Origin of the sequence: Hymenobacter sp. YC55, assembly GCF_029433095.1 — a bacterium.
In the GTDB taxonomy this organism is placed as follows: domain Bacteria; phylum Bacteroidota; class Bacteroidia; order Cytophagales; family Hymenobacteraceae; genus Hymenobacter.
This window is the reverse complement of sequence record NZ_JARNTX010000001.1, coordinates 2,274,120-2,291,708: the sequence shown is the minus strand read 5'-3', so window position 1 is coordinate 2,291,708 and position 17,589 is coordinate 2,274,120. Positions and strand designations below refer to the sequence as shown.

At 52.7% G+C, this 17,589-nt stretch carries 17 protein-coding genes; 9 read left to right on the top strand and 8 right to left on the bottom strand.

Annotated features, from left to right (window positions below; genetic code table 11):
• Positions 1–41: 41 nt before the first annotated feature.
• Both P1X16_RS09770 and P1X16_RS09765 read right to left on the bottom strand, forming a co-directional pair.
• Positions 42–1,613 carry an FAD-dependent oxidoreductase gene (locus tag P1X16_RS09770; RefSeq protein WP_277228095.1) on the bottom strand — a complete coding sequence of 524 codons (1,572 nt, stop codon included), beginning with the start codon at positions 1,611–1,613 and terminating at the stop codon, positions 42–44.
• Between the two features lie 144 nt (positions 1,614–1,757).
• Positions 1,758–2,075, bottom strand: coding sequence for a hypothetical protein (locus P1X16_RS09765; RefSeq protein WP_277228092.1), 318 nt, complete (start codon positions 2,073–2,075; stop codon positions 1,758–1,760).
• A 696-nt stretch (positions 2,076–2,771) separates the two neighbouring features.
• Here P1X16_RS09765 and P1X16_RS09760 point away from each other — a divergent pair.
• On the top strand, positions 2,772–3,296 hold the full coding sequence (locus tag P1X16_RS09760) for a DUF2911 domain-containing protein (RefSeq protein ID WP_277228089.1): 525 nt from the start codon (positions 2,772–2,774) through the stop codon (positions 3,294–3,296).
• Between the two features lie 91 nt (positions 3,297–3,387).
• Here the strand turns inward: P1X16_RS09760 and P1X16_RS09755 are convergent, their stop codons facing one another.
• Both P1X16_RS09755 and P1X16_RS09750 read right to left on the bottom strand, forming a co-directional pair.
• Positions 3,388–4,587, bottom strand: coding sequence for an acyltransferase (locus P1X16_RS09755; protein ID WP_277228088.1), 1,200 nt, complete (start codon positions 4,585–4,587; stop codon positions 3,388–3,390).
• A 20-nt stretch (positions 4,588–4,607) separates the two neighbouring features.
• Entirely contained in the window at positions 4,608–5,588 is a 981-nt protein-coding gene (locus P1X16_RS09750) for a tryptophan 2,3-dioxygenase family protein (protein WP_277228085.1), read from the bottom strand.
• A 192-nt stretch (positions 5,589–5,780) separates the two neighbouring features.
• Here P1X16_RS09750 and sdaAB point away from each other — a divergent pair, with 192 nt between their 5' ends.
• The 7 genes from sdaAB (at position 5,781) to P1X16_RS09715 (ending at position 12,121) form a co-directional block, all read left to right on the top strand.
• Positions 5,781–6,461 (top strand): L-serine ammonia-lyase, iron-sulfur-dependent subunit beta, encoded by a 681-nt coding sequence (gene sdaAB, locus P1X16_RS09745; protein ID WP_277228081.1) that lies wholly within the window; start codon positions 5,781–5,783, stop codon positions 6,459–6,461.
• Positions 6,462–6,482: 21 nt separating this feature from the next.
• Complete coding sequence (locus tag P1X16_RS09740; RefSeq protein WP_277228078.1) at positions 6,483–8,024, top strand: TolC family protein; 1,542 nt, start codon at positions 6,483–6,485, stop codon at positions 8,022–8,024.
• Positions 8,025–8,125: 101 nt separating this feature from the next.
• Entirely contained in the window at positions 8,126–9,523 is a 1,398-nt protein-coding gene (locus P1X16_RS09735) for an efflux RND transporter periplasmic adaptor subunit (RefSeq protein ID WP_277228074.1), read from the top strand.
• 179 nt (positions 9,524–9,702) lie between these two features.
• Positions 9,703–10,692, top strand: coding sequence for an NAD(P)H-dependent glycerol-3-phosphate dehydrogenase (locus P1X16_RS09730; RefSeq protein ID WP_277228071.1), 990 nt, complete (start codon positions 9,703–9,705; stop codon positions 10,690–10,692).
• Positions 10,693–10,804: 112 nt separating this feature from the next.
• A complete protein-coding gene (locus P1X16_RS09725) occupies positions 10,805–11,152 on the top strand; it encodes a hypothetical protein (RefSeq protein WP_277228069.1) in 348 nt (115 codons plus the stop codon).
• Positions 11,153–11,282: 130 nt separating this feature from the next.
• The gene (locus P1X16_RS09720; RefSeq protein ID WP_277228066.1) at positions 11,283–11,690 is read left to right on the top strand and encodes a DUF4259 domain-containing protein; all 408 of its coding nucleotides are present in this window, start codon (positions 11,283–11,285) and stop codon (positions 11,688–11,690) included.
• Positions 11,687–12,121 carry an EamA family transporter gene (locus P1X16_RS09715; RefSeq protein WP_277228063.1) on the top strand — a complete coding sequence of 145 codons (435 nt, stop codon included), beginning with the start codon at positions 11,687–11,689 and terminating at the stop codon, positions 12,119–12,121. Before P1X16_RS09720 ends, P1X16_RS09715 begins: the two co-directional genes overlap by 4 nt.
• A gap of 57 nt (positions 12,122–12,178) precedes the next feature.
• Here P1X16_RS09715 and P1X16_RS09710 read toward each other — a convergent pair whose 3' ends face one another.
• The 4 genes from P1X16_RS09710 to pdxH form a co-directional block, all read right to left on the bottom strand.
• A complete protein-coding gene (locus P1X16_RS09710; RefSeq protein WP_277228060.1) occupies positions 12,179–13,612 on the bottom strand; it encodes a hypothetical protein in 1,434 nt (477 codons plus the stop codon).
• Between the two features lie 349 nt (positions 13,613–13,961).
• Entirely contained in the window at positions 13,962–14,540 is a 579-nt protein-coding gene (locus P1X16_RS09705; protein ID WP_277228057.1) for a Maf-like protein, read from the bottom strand.
• Positions 14,541–14,617: 77 nt separating this feature from the next.
• Positions 14,618–15,928 (bottom strand): DUF1015 domain-containing protein, encoded by a 1,311-nt coding sequence (locus P1X16_RS09700; protein WP_277228055.1) that lies wholly within the window; start codon positions 15,926–15,928, stop codon positions 14,618–14,620.
• Between the two features lie 140 nt (positions 15,929–16,068).
• Positions 16,069–16,719, bottom strand: a complete 651-nt coding sequence (gene pdxH / locus P1X16_RS09695) for a pyridoxamine 5'-phosphate oxidase (protein WP_277228052.1) — start codon at positions 16,717–16,719, stop codon at positions 16,069–16,071.
• A gap of 246 nt (positions 16,720–16,965) precedes the next feature.
• Here pdxH and P1X16_RS09690 point away from each other — a divergent pair, with 246 nt between their 5' ends.
• Positions 16,966–17,532, top strand: coding sequence for a YqgE/AlgH family protein (locus P1X16_RS09690; RefSeq protein WP_277228049.1), 567 nt, complete (start codon positions 16,966–16,968; stop codon positions 17,530–17,532).
• Positions 17,533–17,589: the final 57 nt, after the last annotated feature.

The following is a 17,589-nucleotide window of genomic DNA, read 5'->3' as shown; positions in this document are numbered from 1 at the left end:
GCGGTATACGAAATACCGCTTGTAACAATCAAGAAAAGAGCTTAGAAGCTGTTAAAAGCAGCTTCGGCGCAGCGTTCCCCATCCATGGCCGCCGATACAATGCCACCTGCATAGCCCGCGCCTTCGCCACAAGGAAACAAGCCCTGAACCTGTGGGTGCTCTAAGGTGTCTCGGTCGCGAGGAATGCGCACGGGCGAGGAGGTACGACTTTCCACCCCTACAATCTGGGCCGCGTTGGTGGCGTAGCCCGGAATCTTCTGGCCGAAGTTGCGGAAGCCTTGACGCAGCCGTTCGGCTAAGCCGGCCCCTAGTACTTCGTCCATAGATAAAGCTACCAAGCCTGGCTGGTAGCTGGTTTCTAACAGCTCCGAAGACGTCTTTTTCTTTAGAAAATCGCCTAGCCGCTGAGCTGGAGCCAATTGGGTATTGCCAGCCAAGTGGCAGGCGCGTTGCTCTATTTGCTCCTGAAGACGCAAGCCGGCTAATGCTCCGTGTTGGCGTAGGTCCATATCTTCGAGCTCGATAGCAGCCACTATACCCGAATTTGCGAATCGCGAATCGCGACGGCTAGGGCTCATACCGTTCACTACCACTTCGCCCGGCGCCGTGGCAGCAGGCACAATGAAGCCGCCTGGGCACATACAGAAGGAAAATACGCCCCGTTGCCGACCTTGCCATTGCGTCTGGTGTACCAGTGAATAAGAGGCTGCGGGTAATTGGCCTCGGTCTGGCAAGCGGTACTGCGCTTGGTCGATCAATTGCTGCTGATGCTCTACGCGCACGCCTAGTGCAAATGGCTTTGCTTCGATAAGCACACCACGGCGGTCCAGCAACTCGTAAATGTCCCGAGCGGAATGGCCAGTAGCCAGAATAACGGCATCGGCTTCCAAGGCCTCGCCATTAGCCGTAACTACGCCGCGTAAACGACTTTTATCCAGTACCAAGTCCGTGACCCTGGTATCAAAACGTACTTCCCCGCCAGCCTGACGAATGCTTTCGCGTAGAGCTGCTACCACCAAAGGCAACTTGTTGGTACCAATATGAGGATGCGCGTCCACCAAGATATCGGGGGTGGCGCCGTGCTGTACCAGCAAGCGCAAAATACGGCCTACGTCGCCGCGCTTGGTAGCGCGGGTGTACAGCTTGCCATCGGAATAGGTGCCGGCGCCGCCTTCTCCAAAGCAATAATTGGAGTCGGGGTTAACAATATGGTCTTTGTTGAGAGCTGCCAAATCGCGGCGGCGGGTGCGTACGTCTTTGCCCCGCTCGAGTACTATTGGCCGAACGCCTAGCTCAATTGCCCGTAAGGCAGCGAACAAGCCGGCCGGTCCGGCCCCCACAATGATGACGGAGCGCTTGGCCTCGCGTACATCAGGATACTGATACCAGGGTCCGAATAGCCCAGCAGGAGGGGGGGTGTGGTAGATATCGGCGCGCAAACGCACCAGCGGCTGTCGGCCGCGAGCATCAATAGAACGTTTGCGAAGGTGCACGAAATTGGCTTCGCCGGGAGTTAAGCCTGCAGCCGAAAGGATAGCGCTATAGCGCTTGAATTCATCGTAGGCTACGGCTGGCGGCAGCAGTACCTCGATTTCTTGTTTGTTGTCAGACATGAAAATGGTGAAAGGTGGTTATCCTTTTGACCAGTATTGATAAGGGGGCCGCAAAGATACGGCTCAAACGACTTTGAAAGGCTACCTGCAGCTGCTCCTATTAGTATACGTGCTATTTACTGGAGTAATGCAGCTACGCCCACGTTATTCCGTCGGTTCGGTAAAGCTAGAACCATCAACTCGCTTGCGGGGCCAAAACTTCTCCATGGATTGGTTGAATGAATCCAGCACTTGAGCCCGGACTTCGCCAGAGCTACTGCGCAGCAGTTTGCCCAGCATGTGGCGGTACATCTCAGTGGTAACTTCAAGACCTTTGGCACTAACGAGACCGTGATGCAATAGGTCGCAATTAGTAGCCACCGCATTGGCCATGGATTCCGTCAGCATTTCCCGAGCCTTGTCGGCTTCTTCAAATGATTTTTCCAAACGTGCGCTTAAATCAGGATGGTACGGCTGGTTCATTTCTCAACAGGCAATGACAAGTAATGGAGTTGCTGGTTGGCAAAACAAACCATACGAGAAGCTGAAAAGGTTCAGTATATAGAAATACTCTATGTAACTAGCTGACGATACACGCAGTAGGGACACGAGGCTGCTAGATAAATGCATTATCCACCGCATTTCACATATCCATGCAGTAGTATACTCCGGCTGAGCCAAAACGGCTTTATAGCAATCCTAGAAGGACATTGCGCTTCACTACCAGATCAACGCGTACTTGCAGGCTGCCATCAAGAAGCAAGATGAGCGATACTTATCCTGTCTAAAGCACGGTAACTCTTTGTGGCAGATAAAGTAGGCAACCGTAATAAACACAGCTGCTTCTTGGTAGATTTCGGTCTTACTCGAAACCCTTTCACTGTCCGGATTGAGTCAAGAAAGAACAGAGGCAGCAACGTAGACTAGGGTGTAGGCTCAACTTTGCTAGCTATTTGTGCGTTGTTGAGCTATACTCCAAGGAGCAGCTGTTTAGGGCAGTGCGATTGTTTTGCACAATAATCTGCGGCTGCCCTTTCTAAGTAGTTAGATGAACCGTCGAAGCGTGGCAGGTTATTTGTCTAACTAGGAGCAAGCATACGTCTTTGTTGTAAAAACCGCGTCTATGCCTTGAACACACTGTATTTGCCAACTCCTAACCAATCCTTTTACATTACAACCATGCGTAACCAGTCTCTAAAATTCCTGCTGCTCTTTATGTGGGCTGTGCTTCTTTCTGGTGGGGCTTTTGCCCAAGCCAAAATGCCGGAAGACAAGTCAAAGCGGCCCAGCCCCCCGGCTACTGTTACGGCTCCCAACTTTACTATCGAGTACAGCAGGCCTTCCGTAAAGGGCCGAAAGATATTCGGGGAGTTAGAGCCCTATGGCAAAGTGTGGCGCGCTGGAGCCAACGAGGCTACCACTTTTGAAGCTAAGAAAGATCTCAAAATTAATGGACAGGCACTGCCTGCTGGTACATATGCACTGTTTGCCATTCCTGGCGAGCAGGAGTGGACCATTATTTTCAATAAGACCGCCAAGCAGTGGGGCGCTTTCAAATACGACGAAAAGCAGGATGCCTTGCGCGTGAAAGTGAAACCTAGCAAGACGCCTCAACTAGTTGAGCAGTTCACTATCACAGCCGACAAAGCTGGCACTGTTACTCTGGCTTGGGAAAACACACAAGCTGCCTTTGCAGTGAAGTAAGCTACTGCTAACAACAAAAAGGCCGGCTCACTTTGTGAGCCGGCCTTTTTGTTTCCGTGTAATTTCAATTCTCTTTAACTTACTACATGGATTAATTATCCTGCAGTTGCATTAGCGTAATTGCATTCCAATTCAGTTGATTTCTCAGCTTTATTAATATTGGTTCTTCAATAAATTTGAAAATAAATATTGATGCTGCATAATAAAAAGCTATTCTTATAATTGAGCTTTGGGATACAGCGTATGCAAAGAAATTATCAATAGGGCCTATATGGAGTAAGTATAAAACGTATGAGCTTTTGCCTAATAAAATAAATATATTGGTTTTTAATATGTTTGCAACCGAGGATTTCTCTGTTAAGATTCCGTAAAATAGTAGAGCCACAAATAATGGTAGAACGAAGTTCTGCACTAAAATAGACCATTCTGATGTTGGCCATGAAGTAGTGGGAATATGAGTAGATTTTATTATCGCTAAAGCAACAATACAGCAAATTACACCGGCTACCCCAATTATAGTGAATTGTAACCTGTTAGTTAATATTGGCTGATTTCTTACTATATAAACAGCCAGTCCCATGCCACACATAAACTCCACACACCTACCAAAAAAAGTGAAGCGTAGCATGAGATTCATTGATTTCATAAAGCCATAAAGGAAGTAAGGGCTTAGAGAGGCAAGAAAAACTAGGAGTGTCCCTGCAAGTAAGAAGACAACTGGGAAGATAATTATATATATCATATTCTGGCGCACCCTATTTAATAAGAGTGGAGCTAGAATATAGAAACTTTCTTCTACCGTTAAAGACCAAGCTGTAGGAATGCCTGAGGTAAGCAGGGTTTTGAAGAAGGCTTTCAGTAAGGTGATGTTCAGTAAAATAGTAACCGCCTTATCCTTCCATGAAAAATCAGTGGTTTGCCATGCGCCAGCGTTACCTGCCGGCATATATTCTAGCAGCAAAAATGTAATGGCGGTTAAAATAAAATACATAGGATAAATTCTTGTAAATCTATTCCATAAGTATTGCTTTATCCACCGTTCAGATAATTCAACAGTATTTATATAACGATACGTAATTAAGAAGCCACTTAAAACAAAGAAAATAGGTACACCTACGTGGAGTTGCTGAATAAAGTAATTAAGCCAACGAACCGCTATATTCTGTTGGTTTACATATACCAAAGGATTGAAGTGGAACAGTACTACCATAAAAGCAGCTACTGCCCGAATTCCAGTTAACGCAGGAAAATATTTTGTTGATGCAGGTAGAGCATGAGGAACGGAAGACATAAGGTAAGATCAATAATACCTTAAGTTCCTACTTCATTGCCGAGTACGCTTTCCACCCACCCTTTTCCCCAATCTTCTAGCTCCTGCGCGCTCCAGAGCTGAGGATAGAAGATGCGACGCTGAAACTTGGGAGGCAAATACTTCTTCCAGTTGGTGCCGCCTGTAGCTGCAATAGCCGTCGGGTCTCGTTCCAGGTAGCGCACGGCCGACTTGAAGTGCATCAGTGGCCAATTCACATTCACATTCACATCGAGTTGCCTAAGTTGGCGTAACAGGCGCGGGTGTTGCTGATCGGCTTCGGGGAGGCGCTGCACCACGCTCCATACATTTCGGTCGCGGTAGTGGGCGGCGTGTGCAGCTAACTGCTGCGTATATTTTTCTTCGAATTGGATGAGTGTTAAAGCTTTGGCGCCGCTCTCCTCAATTGTTGCTCCAGCCTTCCAATAGATGCAGCCTAGCAATTCATCGTGGGCGGCAGCTTCGCCTAGCAGGCGGCGTTTCTCTTTATCTACCAAGTTGTCGAGGGAGGTGCTGGCAATTTCTATCATGCGGTACTGCACCGATTGAAAGCCCGACGCTGGCATCAGGGACATGCGGAACTGAAGGAACTGCTGCTTGTCCATGCCGTCGACCATCACATCGAACGAGTCGATTAGGTTTTCGAAGTAGCGGTTGATGCGGCCTACGCGCAAGACTAGCTCCTGAAGCGTTGGCTGCTGCAACTCGCCAAGTTGCTCGTATTCGCAGAGGCAAAGCTTGAAGTAGAGCTCCGTAATCTGGTGGTACATGATAAAGATTCGCTCGTCGGGAATCTTGGTGAGCGGGCGTTGCAAACTCAGGAGCGTATCGAGGTTGATATAGTCCCAATAGTTGACGTAATCGGCGTAATACAGCCCTTCTAAGTAAGCAGCTAAATCTTGACCATCAGCAGCATACTTTTTCTGGAGCAGACGCAACTGGTTCCATACGGCGGGCGAAAACTCGTCCTCGGGAATAGGCATAAGAGGGGGTGGCAGAGTGTGAATCCAGCACAAAGAACGAAAAAGCAACGAATTGGCACCCGCCGGGCAACCCCTAGCGAATGGACTGCATCTATACGTTTAGTCGCACCTAAGGAGTGCGAAACAGTCGAAAAATCACTCGCTTTCTAACACTTGGTATCCCCGTCGAATCTGATACCTTTACCCCGTCTTATGGCTGAGAAAAGCAGTATTTTCGACATGATTGGGCCCGTTATGATTGGGCCTAGCTCCTCGCACACGGCGGGTGTGGTGCGTATTGCCCGAGCGGCTATCCGTATCCTCGGTGGTATTCCCACCCACGCTATTATTACGTTCTACAACTCGTTTGCCCGCACCTACGAAGGGCACGGTTCCGACCGCGCCATTATTGGCGGCCTGCTCGGCATGACTACCGACGACGTACGCATCCGTGAAGCCCTCAGCCATGCAAAGGAAGCAGGCCTGCAGTATACGTTTCAGAGCGTTGGCAATGCCTCCACCATGCATCCCAACACCATCCGGCTGCAGTTGCGCGACGAGCGGACCGGCCAAGCCGTGGAAGTTATTGGCCAGAGCCGGGGCGGGGGGGTAATTCGCATTGTAGAAGTAGATGGCTTTCCGGCCGACTTCTCGGGCAACTTGCACACGCTTATTGTTGATGCCGATGATGCCAAGGGCTCCATTGCCTTTATTGCCTCCGTCATTGCCCACGACGACTGCAATATTGCCACTATGTCGGTTTCGCGAAAAGGCAAAAACGACCTCGCACGGCATTTCATCGAGATGGACTCTGATTTGAAAGACATTACGCTGGAATACCTACGCCAGTTGCGCTGGGTACACCGCGTTACTTATATTCCCAATATCACCTAATCTTTTGCCTGTCTGGTGCTTATGAAACCACGCTTTACTTCTCGGTTACACCCTCTATGGGCGGCCGGCTGCGGCGCGCTGCTGCTGAGTAATGTAGCTACGGCTCAAACCACCACGCCCGCGCAGCCACCGGCGGGTACGGTAACAGCTCCCGCGGCGTCGCCCACGGCGCCCTGGACGCTGCAAAGCGCAATCGACTACGCGTTGCAAAACAACCTGACGGTGCGCCAAAGTCAGTTGTCATCGGATTTGAACGGGGCAACACTCCGCCAGAGTAAAGCTGCGCTTCTGCCCACCGCTAACTTGTCGGGTACGCAGGCGTGGAACTATGGCACGACGGTGAACCCGCTGACCAACGTGTTTCAGGACCAGACCACGCGCACCAACAACTTCTCCGGCAACACGCAGATAACGTTGTTTTCAGGGTTTCAGCTGCGCAACACGGTGAAGCGCAATGCCTTGGAGTTTGAAGCGGGAGTGTACGACGCCGACAAAGCACGCAACGATCTGGCCCTTAACGTAGCGTCGGCGTTTCTACAAACGGTGTTGGCTGCAGAGCTACTACGTTCCAACGAGGCGCGCGTAAATAGCTCGCAGCAGCAAGTAGACCGCACAAAGCTTCTGTTAAAAGCCGGAAGTGTAGCGGAAAGCAATTTGCTTGATAGCGAGGCGCAGCTTGCTACCGATCAGTACAACGTGGTTACGGCTCAAAACCAATTGACTATTGCGCGCTTGCAATTAGCTCAGCTTATGAACTTGGATGCGGCTGCTACCCGCGCTTTGCAAATATCGACGCCCCAACTGGCGGATCCAGATGAACGGTCGTTGGATGATACCGACCCGGAAGCAACCTATCAAACGGCACAGGCGCAGCAGCCCGATATTAAAGCGGCCGACCTGCGGGTGCGTTCGGCCCTACGCAACGTAGACGTAGCTCGTGGGGGCTATTATCCTCGCTTGTTTTTGAACGCAAGTATATTTACCGGCTACTCTTCGCTCTACACGCGGCCTATTATCACGGGTGATTCGGTGCAAGTGCCGCTGCCAGTCTTCCAGTTTGACCCCGCAACGGGCCAACCGCTACCCACTTCCTTTGTGGCGCTGTCGCCGAAGCAACCAGTGCGCAGTTCTACATCCAGCGACTTCCCCGACCAAATCAAAAACAATTTAGGGCGGTCGGTGCAATTTGCTTTGCAAATACCCATTCTCAATGGATTGCAGGTGCGCACCAATGTGCAACGTTCTCAGATTGCGGTAAAGCAGGCCGAGTTGCGGCTCGATCAAGCCCGGCTCACGCTGCGCCAAAATATTCAGCAGGCTTACGCCGACGCATTAGCCTCGCAACGGCAGTATATTTCCTCGCGGCAGCAGGTGCAGGCGCTGAGTGCTGCTTATCGCAATGCCGAGATTCGCTTCAACAACGGGCTGCTCAATGGTACCGAGTTCAATATTGCCAAGAACAACCTGACGGCTGCCGAGTCGAGTATGATTCAGGCCAAATACCAGTTTATCTTCCGTCGTAAAGTGCTGGATTTTTATCAGGGCAAACCTATTGCCTTATAAAGTAGCCGAGTAATTAAGCAGCTGAGTACTTTTGCCACAATAGGCCTTGGCTGCCTTTCTTTACAGCTTACTTCGCTACCCAGACACTCAGTTACCTTTTCATGAAGAACAACCGCTTATTATACAGTCTGCTGGCCATAATTGTGTTGCTGACAATTGGCTTTGTGATAGCTAAGAAGCAGGGGTGGGTAGGCAAACCGGCCGGCACAGAGGTAACGGCTGCTAAGGCGGCCACGGTCAATATAGTAGAGCAGGTAAGTGCTTCGGGCAAGGTGCAGCCAGAGACGGAAGTGAAAATCTCGCCCGACGTATCGGGGGAGATAATCGAGCTGTATGTGCACGAAGGCGACTCGGTGAAAAAGGGCCAGCTGCTGCTGCGCATCCGTCCCGACAACTACCAGGCTATGGTTAATCAGCAGTCGGCGGCCGTGAATTCGCAGCGGGCTAACGTGGGCCAGACGCAGGCTCGGTTGCAGCAACTCATTGCCAATGCCAAGCAAACCGAACTGACGTATCGGCGCAATGCTTCGCTCTACAAGCAGAAAGTGATTTCGCAGGCCGATTATGAGGCTGCCAAAGCCGCGTATGATGCCTCGCAGGAAGAACTGAACAGCGCCCGTCAGAGCATCCGAGCCGCGCAAAGCAACGTGGCCAGTGCACAGGCGGGATTAGAAGAAGCGCGTAAAAACCTCAACAAAACGACCATCTACGCTCCCGTGAGCGGCACCGTGAGCAAGTTAAACGTGGAGAAAGGTGAGCGGGTGGTAGGTACTTCGCAGATGGCAGGTACGGAAATCATGCGCATTGCCAACCTCAACTCCATGGAAGTGCGCGTGAACGTCAACGAAAACGACATTATCAACGTCCAGCTCGGTGACTCTGCCACAGTGGAAGTGGATTCGTATGCCAGCAAAGACGAGAAGTTTCGCGGCCTCGTGACCAGCATTGCCAACACCGCCAAGGACGCCTTGACGGCCGAAGCGGTAACCGAGTTTGAGGTGCGTATCCGGCTATTGCCCGAATCGTACCGTCACTTGCTGCGCAGCACCAACGGCCGCACGGTTGTGCCTTTCCGCCCCGGCATGACTGCCTCTGTCGACATCATCACCAACCGCAAAACGGGCGTACTAAGCGTGCCGCTAGCCGCCGTTACCACCCGCACCGACAGTGCCACTGCCACTGGGCAAGCACCCGCCGTGCAAGTAAACCGCAGAAGTGGCGGCTCGGATGAGGACGCACAAACTGCCAAAGCCACTGATGTGCAGGAGGTAGTTTTCGTGATTCGTGACGGCAAAGCTGTGATGACACCGGTTAAGACCGGCATCAGCGACTTCCAGAACATTGAAATTCTGAGCGGTTTGCAGGCAGGCACTCAAGTAGTGAGTGGGCCGTTCCGGGCTGTAGCCAAAACCCTGAAAGATGGGGCACTGGTAGTGGTGAAGGATGCCAAGAGCCTCAACAAAGAAGCGTTGAAGGAAGGCCCCGGCGACGACCAATAATATACTGTCGGCACGAGGCAATAACTTCCCTGGTGTCGTAAACCTGAAAACAGACAAGCCCTTGTTGCGCGAACCAGCGCAGCAAGGGCTTGTCTGTTAAAGAAACTTCGCACATTTGAACTTCCTATCGGCTTGGTTTCCCAGGCCGGCCACGTGTCACCTATCATCTAGTACCTAGATTGGAAAAAATAGCCATGCTTGGCGGCGGCTCCTGGGCCACTGCTCTCACCAAAATATTAGCAGAGAATGGAGCCCGGGTGGGTTGGTGGTTGCGTTCCAAGGACGACGTGCAGCACCTGCGCAGCACGCGCCACAATCCCCGTTACCTCTCGTCGGTGGCCCACGACCTGACTCGCGTGTTCCCTTCCACCGATCTAGAAGAAGTAGTGCGCGAAGCTGACTGGTTGGTGCTAGCCGTGCCCGCGGCATTTGTGCAAGCCGTGCTTGACAAGCTGGACCGCGATGCGCTGCGCAACAAGCGCGTCATTTCGGCTATCAAAGGGATGATACCGGGCAAGAACGTGCTGGTAACCGATTACGTAGCCGACCGGTTTCGTTTACCGCACGCGCAGGTAGGCGTGGTAGCGGGCCCGTGCCACGCCGAGGAAGTGGCCTTGGAAAAGCAGAGCTATCTTACCATTGGCTCGCCCGATTCGGTACTGGCCGAGGATTTCTGCCGCCTCCTACGTAACCGCTACGTGAAAGCCAACCCCGCTCAGGACCTTGATGGCATCGAGTATTTCTCGGTGATGAAGAATATCATTGCCTTAACTGCGGGCATCGCGCACGGGCTTGGCTACGGCGACAACTTTCAAGCAGTACTCGTAAGCAATGCCATCCAGGAAATGCGCCGCTTTGTGCACGCCCTCAACCCCCAGCCCCGCGACTTATCTGGCTCCGCCTACCTCGGCGACTTATTGGTAACGGCGTATTCACAGTTTTCGCGCAACCGATCTTTTGGCAACATGGTGGGCCGCGGCTACTCCGTGAAGTCGGCGCAGTTGGAAATGAACATGATAGCCGAAGGGTATTATGCTGTTAAAAGCATCTACGAATTGAACCGTAAGCTGATGGTGCCCATGCCCATTACGTCGGCTGCCTATCATATTCTCTACGAAAAGATTTCGCCGGCTGTGGAGATTGAGCTACTGCGCGAGAAGTTCAGGTAACATATCCAGAATCATGGAAAAGAAATGACGCACCACTTGGTTTTTTGCGTTGGGAGCGGGTTGGTCAGGAGTTCTCATACTTGTAACATCTCATCTATTCTTAGGTAAACCATTGTGGCTTGAAATAGTAGATGGGAGTTCAGGATTTACTTTATACCCGCCATTTTCGGCTTTACCTCAAGCTATTCCGGGAAGGCGAGAGGCGAGTGAGCATCTAATAAGTGCTACAGTATGCGGAGTAGTATTTTTTGGGTTCTGGTTGATTGCCTTGTTACAGCGTCGCCGTCAAAAAGACAAGGGTGCTCGGCTTTTGTTCTGGCTGTCTTTGTTCCTGATATTTCCATTAGGTATTCATATTGGCGGCACTGTCTATATGTATTATCTGGAGCATAGAGCCAGTGAAGATTTATACCAATATTATTTAGACCAGTCGCCGCAAAGCTTGAATGAAAATTTGTAAAAGAATTCCTCGAACAAATCTTCAGAATACAAGGAGTAATTACGGGTTTAACTGTCGTGATTAGAACAAATTGGTCATTCTCACGTCTGCTACTTAATATTCACTGTCATTCAGTTGATTTCTGACCTATATGAGCACTTGGGGCTACTACACATTCGACAACGACGCGGCAGCTGATTTTGCCGAAAGTTTCCTAGAACAGCCCAATGAGGCCGTGCTTTATGAGGCCCTAGCCACGGCGGCTGAGGAGGAAGGCCAACTAGAGCTTGCCGATGCTAGTGTTGCCTTAGCGGCTGCCGAAATTGTAGCGGGCATCTTGGGTAAGCCCGCTCAGGATCTGCCTCCCGGCTTAGTACAAGCTATTACGCACCTCGACGCGGACGGAGACGACCTACGTGAGCTAGCCGAACAGGCCGTAAAAGTGGTGTTGGAAAACTCGCAGCTCCAAGAAGTGCGGGCCAAAGGCGACGATTACGCCGCTTGGCAGCAGTTGCAACAAAACCTGCTGACGCGCCTCCAAGACAGCGAAGAAGAATGAATTGGTTGCAGTTAGCGGCTTGCGCTGCCCTGGGAATGGCCCTTTACAACCTGTTTATTAAGGCAGCAGCTGGGCACATCCATCAAATGGTGGGAGCTGTAGTGCTACAGGTGGTGGCCGCTCTGATTGGCGCAGGCTTGCTGCTAGCGCTGTACCTACGGGGAGGGTTGCCAATGCATTTGCTCAGCGCCCGGGGTATTACCCTGGCCGCGCTGGCTGGTGTGAGCATAGGGATAGCCGAAATCCTAACGTTTGTAGTGTATGGCAAAGGCGCCCCGGCTTCCGTGGGTACCCCGCTGATTGTAGGCGGCTCGGTACTGCTCACCGCTTTGCTTGGTGTGCTAGTACTGCGTGAAACCCTTGCTTGGTCTCAGGCCCTGGGGTTGCTGCTAGTGGTAGGTGGTATTGTGTTACTTGCTCGTGGCCACTAATGGAGGTAATAATTTAGCTGTTGGTAGGTTCGGTAGAGCATCCAACTGACCACGTACTCACTGCTTCAGCGTGCGCCCGTAGATGATTACGGATTCGTTTTCGTAGACAGAGGTGTAGAGGGGGGGCTTGACCCAGGTAGGCAACGGGTCGGAGCCGCGGGCTTGCACAACGTAGTCGTAGGTTTGGTTGGCTACTGGGGTAGAGTGTAGGAGTAGGGGCCGATGCTCCTGTTGCGCGTAATGGTGAAAGAACAATTCATAGGAGGGAGCTGCCAACAATATCCGCTGGCCTCCCCAGCTTGTCAGCCAAGTGTAAGCAGCTTCCATCTGTTTTTCCTCGCGCACCTCCACCTGATGCGGAGCTAATTGCCGATTGAACTGATAGCCACCATAGCCAGCTACTATCAGCAAGCTTAAAAGCGCTTGGTACGCGGTTGGTACTCGTAGGCGGGTAAGAAACCAGATGCCTAGTAAACTGCCAAGCACGCATCCTACGTAGCTGAGATAGAGCAACACTCGAGCCGGCACGAGCACCTGTTGCACTGCCATTATAATTAGCGGCACTACGAGTAGCACCCATGCCAGCGCGCCCACTACCTTAGCTAAACGGGGCAACAAACGCACTAGAAACGGTCCTAGTACCATGAGGCCACCGCCTGCCGCCATTCCCAAGTGTCCGTTGCCAGCCAGCATGTCGGCTAAGTGACGCAAATAGCCGAGGTAATTGCGCCAGAAAACAGTGGCCGCCATTTTGGCTACATAATGATTGCCCACCAGTTGCGTGAAGCCAGATACGCATATTACAGGCCAGTAAAGCAACGCGCTTACAGTCCCCACCATGCTCCCCGCCAGCACAAGTTGCCCCAGCTCGAGCCAACGCCGCTGCCACGCAAAGCCCACTAGCAGACTTAGGCTCAACGACGCGAACGGGTACAGAAACGTGGGAATAGTATAGAACCCCAAAATACTGGCACCAACGAAGAACAGCCACCCTAGCCTTCGATACGACGGTAGCTGCAACAGGGCTACTGTCGCTGAAAAAGCAAATAGCAACAGTGTGATTTGCAGGAAATAGCCCCGACCAGCTACCGCGTAGTATAAGCCTAGCGGCGACAAGCTAAACAAGCCCGTAGCCAATGTGGCAGCCCAGAAACCACCGCTACGCATCAGCAACAAGTAGCCCAGAAAAGTGCCTAAAGCAGCAGCTACAAAGGTGGGTATTCGCATTACTACTCGCACATTGTCGGATACTAGTGACAGAGGCCAGCAGACGAAATTGAACAGCAGATGGTTGTTGGGAATAGGGTAGAAGCTACTAATACCCACTGGTCCCTGCCGCACGAAGTAGTCGTAGGATGCCACCTCGTCGGTATTGAGTACGTAGGCCACCAGATACCACACCCGCACCGCCAGAATTAGGGCCAATAGCCCTATAAATATCCCGCGCTCTAGTTTCGACAAGCCGAGGGCAGTACGGGCAAGAACTGTCATAGCCCTTCGTAACTCGGTTCGCAGCTGGTGCAGGTCTGTCCGTAGTGCAGTTTTTCGAAGATAGTACAGGCCAAGCAGTAAGCTGGCACTCACGCCTGCCACTACAGCTAGCCCTATTTGGAGTAGCTGGTAAGTAGCGGGCGTTACCGCTAAGATTAGGTGCTTGTAGCCCCCTTCGTGGTAAGTAACCTTGCTCAGGCTATGCACCTGCTCGAAAGGGGTAAACCCGAAAACCAACAAGAGAAACCCACTGCTTACTAAAAAGCAAAACAGTCCCAGAGTTACAATAAATCGGGTAGAGACGGGAGCAGAATGGGCAGTGCGAAACACGGAGCCAGTGAAGGAAGACCTAAACGTTGAACGGGAAGCCTAGCTTCATCAACTCGTTCCAGACCCGGTGCACGGGTAACCCCATTACATTGAAGTAGGAGCCTTCGAGCCGAGTGACGGCCACCATGCCAATCCAGTCTTGTGCGCCGTAAGCGCCAGCTTTGTCGAGGGGTTGGTACTTGCGCACGTAGTACTCGATTTCGGCGGCCGAGAGGGTGCGGAATACCACTCGGGTTTGGTCGGAAAATACCACCTGCCGACCGTCGCCGCTGAGTAGGCACACACCCGTGAATACGTCGTGGGCGCGGCCTTGCAGGCGGGTAAGCATCTGGATGGCTTCGGCGTCGTCGGCGGGCTTGTTGAGCACGTCATCGTCGAGGCAGACTATCGTATCGGCCGTCAAGACTACCTCGTCGGGGGCTAGGCTGGTGCGGTAGGCAGCGGCTTTGTGAGCAGCCAGATACTCGGCTACTTCGGCGCGGTGCAGGTGCTCAGGAAAAGACTCGTCTACTTCCTGGAGGCGCACAGTATAGGGCACTCCCAAGTCGGTGAGCAACTGCCGACGCCGCGGCGAATTAGAAGCTAAAACTAATTTCATTGTAGATCAGTACAAGCTGATTTGTTGCTTATTGACTATAAGGGTTTCAACTACTAGATTAGCTAATTGAACAATCGTCAACCAACCAAAAATGGATGCGCAGTTTCTTCGGCCTGAATGCTGCTGAAGAGAAAACCGCCGATGGTTTTGGGGTAGAAAAACGTGGATTTAGGTGGCATGACAGCACCCGAATGACACACTCGCTCCACCTCATCCATCGTGACTTCGTTGGTGAAAAGGGCGGCGCGTGCTTCTCCGGCGTCTACACGCTTGAGGCATTCTGAAAAGCTGCGCACATACGCCACGCCCGGCCACTGCCGCTGCGCATCCGGGCCAACAATACCCAGCACTTTTTCCAGCACGAAAAAGTGTAGCACAGTCAGATCCAGGTTTTTAACTTCCTGCGTGGTGTCCCAACTGAGTTGGGCGTGTACTTCTGGCCGCAACCGCAGCTTGTATGCCTGCCCATCTTGCAGATACAACCCAAATGCCCACTGCTTGCCGGCAATCAACTCGGGCAAGTCGTAGGCGTCTTCCTTGGGCATTACCACAAAATAGGGTTCTAGCCGGGCCAGTAGCTCGGCATCGGTTAGGTTGCCAGGTAGATCCAAAAGCAGGCGGTGCGTGGGCAGAATGCGCAAGTCGTCGGCTGCCGAATTGGTGAGGTACATCAGATGGTAGTTCCAGCCCTCGTTGCCGGTAGCAGCGGGGTCGGCAGCCAGCCGGGCTTGCCGGTACGCCAAGGAGCCTTCGTAGCGGTGGTGCCCGTCGGCCAGAATTACTTGGCGCTGGGCTAGCACCGCCTGAAACCGGTCGATGATATGAGCATCCTGAATGACGGCCAGCACGTCGCGGGCGCCTTGGTAGTCTTCTTCGGTTTGGTAGAGCGGGTCTTGCATAGCCTCGTCCATCCAGCGTTCCAACTCAAACGCGTCGTCGCGGTAGAGGCCGTGGGTAGCGCTGGATTGAAATTCGGTGCGGGCCAATAACTCAGCTCGGTCGTTGACCGACGAAGGCAGCGTATTTTCGTGGCGCAGTACCACGTTGTCGGTCCAGGCGTAGGCCCGGATGTGGCACATAAAGCCTTTGCGGCAGAACTCGCGGGTACTGCCCGGCAGCCGGAAATACTGATAATACACGTAGATACCCGGCAATTCGTCTTGGCGCAATACACCCGTTTGCTGCCATTCATGCAGCCGCGCCAGCGCCTCCCCCGCGGCATCTTGGCCACGTGGCACCGAAAGATGAATGCTGTTGAACTGATTCCGATAAAGTGCCTCCCGCTGCTTTTGCGACACGACATCAAAGAGGGGCGAAACGTAGTCGTCGATGTGCTGGCTTAACACCGGGTTATACCGCCAGCCGCGTAAGGGTTGTATTTCAGCCAAAATCAGTTATTTAGCGAGTAACAGGAAGCATTTAACAGCCAACATTCAACAGGCCGCAACCGCATAGTTGGCGTCCCTCGCGGATGATGCCAGCATTTCAGTTGTTGATTGATGCCTTCTGAATGTTAGTTGTTCAATAATCAAGGGGCTAGGCGACTTAGGCGCCAAGTGTCGCCTTCCAGCTCGTACACAATTCGGTCGTGGAGGCGGCTTGGGCGGCCTTGCCAGAATTCGATGCGGTGCGGGCGTAGCAAATAGCCTCCCCAGTGTGGGGGGCGAGGCAGCAACTCCTGCCCATCAAAGTCGGCGGCTATGCTTCTCTCGCGCTCTTCCAGCTCTTCCCGGCTGGTTATCACTTGGCTCTGAGGCGAGGCCCAGGCCCCGATCTGGCTGCCACGGGGGCGGCTCTGGAAGTACTCGGTCGATAAGGCTTCGGGCGCTTTTTCCACCCGGCCTTCCACCCGTACTTGCCGTTCTAGGCCTGGCCAGAAAAAAGTCAGGGCTGCCAGCGGCCGTTCAACTAGGTCGCGGCCTTTGCGCGAGTCGTAGTTGGTATAGAAGAGAAAAGCCGCGTCGTCGGGCAAGCCTTTGAGCAGTACCACCCGGGCCGAGGGTTGGCCGTTGGCGGCCACCGTCGATAGGGTCATGGCTGTGGGTTCGTCGAGTTGGGCTTGCAGGGCCTCTTCCAACCAAACCCGAAATTGAGGAACAGCGGTGGGCAATACGTCCGCTTCCGAAAGGGTGCGCTGAGCGTAGGTTTTGCGCAGGTCGGCCAAGTGCGGGTCGAGCATAAGATAAGTGCTGAAGGGTAGTGGTTGAACAACCCTAAGAGTGGACTTTTGATAAGCCGCCCATTCGTATTTCAACCAGTCAACTGGGCGCAAGGTAGCACAATGCGGGCAGGCTGGGAACCTCCAGCGGCCCGTCTCACGTACTAAACTAGGGATGCTGTGTGGTAAGTGACAAAAAGCGCTGGCCCCGTTTTCCCCACATGCTTGTTATCCAGTGCTTAATTGCTAAAGCTTAACTTCAACGCTATGCCTCGTCTTCGTTCCAGCAGCCTGTTGATTTCACAGCCTTTTCTTGGTGATCCTAATTTTGAACGTTCCGTGGTGCTCTTGTGCCGCCACGACGAAACCGAAGGCTCGTTTGGGCTCGTGCTCAACCGTTCTTCCAACCTCCAGTTAGCCGACGTACTGCAACTTCCTATTCCCACCGATTCAGAAGTAGCGCAAATGCCGCTGTATCTGGGCGGCCCCGTGCAGCCCGATACCCTCCATTATCTCCACCAGCGCCCCGACGTGCCCGAATCCATTGCTTTGGGCCAAGATGTTTATTGGGGCGGCGACTTCGGCGTCTTGATGGGTTTGCTGCTCAGCGGCGACCTTTCGCCCGATGCGGTCCGCTTCTATGCTGGCTATTCGGGCTGGACGGCCGGGCAACTAGCCGACGAAATCGGGGACAATGTTTGGATTGTGCATCCGGATGCTGCCGGGAAAGTCTTTACTTTGGACAATGATGCTTTTTGGCAGGCTATTTTAAGGGAAAAAGGCGGGCGCTACCGTGCCTTGTCCAACTACCCTGTTGATCCGCGCCTAAATTAGATTCTTCCTCGTTGCCCACCACCTACGCCCACCTAGGTACCTAACGGGCCTTTTCTG

Excerpts from the sequence above, each read along its gene's own strand:
- P1X16_RS09770 (WP_277228095.1), bottom strand. The coding sequence starts at position 1,613 with ATGTCTGACAACAAACAAGAAATCGAGGTACTGCTGCCGCCAGCCGTA.
- P1X16_RS09765 (WP_277228092.1), bottom strand. The coding sequence starts at position 2,075 with ATGAACCAGCCGTACCATCCTGATTTAAGCGCACGTTTGGAAAAATCA.
- P1X16_RS09760 (WP_277228089.1), top strand. The coding sequence starts at position 2,772 with ATGCGTAACCAGTCTCTAAAATTCCTGCTGCTCTTTATGTGGGCTGTG.
- P1X16_RS09755 (WP_277228088.1), bottom strand. The coding sequence starts at position 4,587 with ATGTCTTCCGTTCCTCATGCTCTACCTGCATCAACAAAATATTTTCCT.
- P1X16_RS09750 (WP_277228085.1), bottom strand. The coding sequence starts at position 5,588 with ATGCCTATTCCCGAGGACGAGTTTTCGCCCGCCGTATGGAACCAGTTG.
- sdaAB (WP_277228081.1), top strand. The coding sequence starts at position 5,781 with ATGGCTGAGAAAAGCAGTATTTTCGACATGATTGGGCCCGTTATGATT.
- P1X16_RS09740 (WP_277228078.1), top strand. The coding sequence starts at position 6,483 with ATGAAACCACGCTTTACTTCTCGGTTACACCCTCTATGGGCGGCCGGC.
- P1X16_RS09735 (WP_277228074.1), top strand. The coding sequence starts at position 8,126 with ATGAAGAACAACCGCTTATTATACAGTCTGCTGGCCATAATTGTGTTG.
- P1X16_RS09720 (WP_277228066.1), top strand. The coding sequence starts at position 11,283 with ATGAGCACTTGGGGCTACTACACATTCGACAACGACGCGGCAGCTGAT.
- P1X16_RS09715 (WP_277228063.1), top strand. The coding sequence starts at position 11,687 with ATGAATTGGTTGCAGTTAGCGGCTTGCGCTGCCCTGGGAATGGCCCTT.
- P1X16_RS09710 (WP_277228060.1), bottom strand. The coding sequence starts at position 13,612 with ATGACAGTTCTTGCCCGTACTGCCCTCGGCTTGTCGAAACTAGAGCGC.
- P1X16_RS09705 (WP_277228057.1), bottom strand. The coding sequence starts at position 14,540 with ATGAAATTAGTTTTAGCTTCTAATTCGCCGCGGCGTCGGCAGTTGCTC.
- pdxH (WP_277228052.1), bottom strand. The coding sequence starts at position 16,719 with ATGCTCGACCCGCACTTGGCCGACCTGCGCAAAACCTACGCTCAGCGC.
- P1X16_RS09690 (WP_277228049.1), top strand. The coding sequence starts at position 16,966 with ATGCCTCGTCTTCGTTCCAGCAGCCTGTTGATTTCACAGCCTTTTCTT.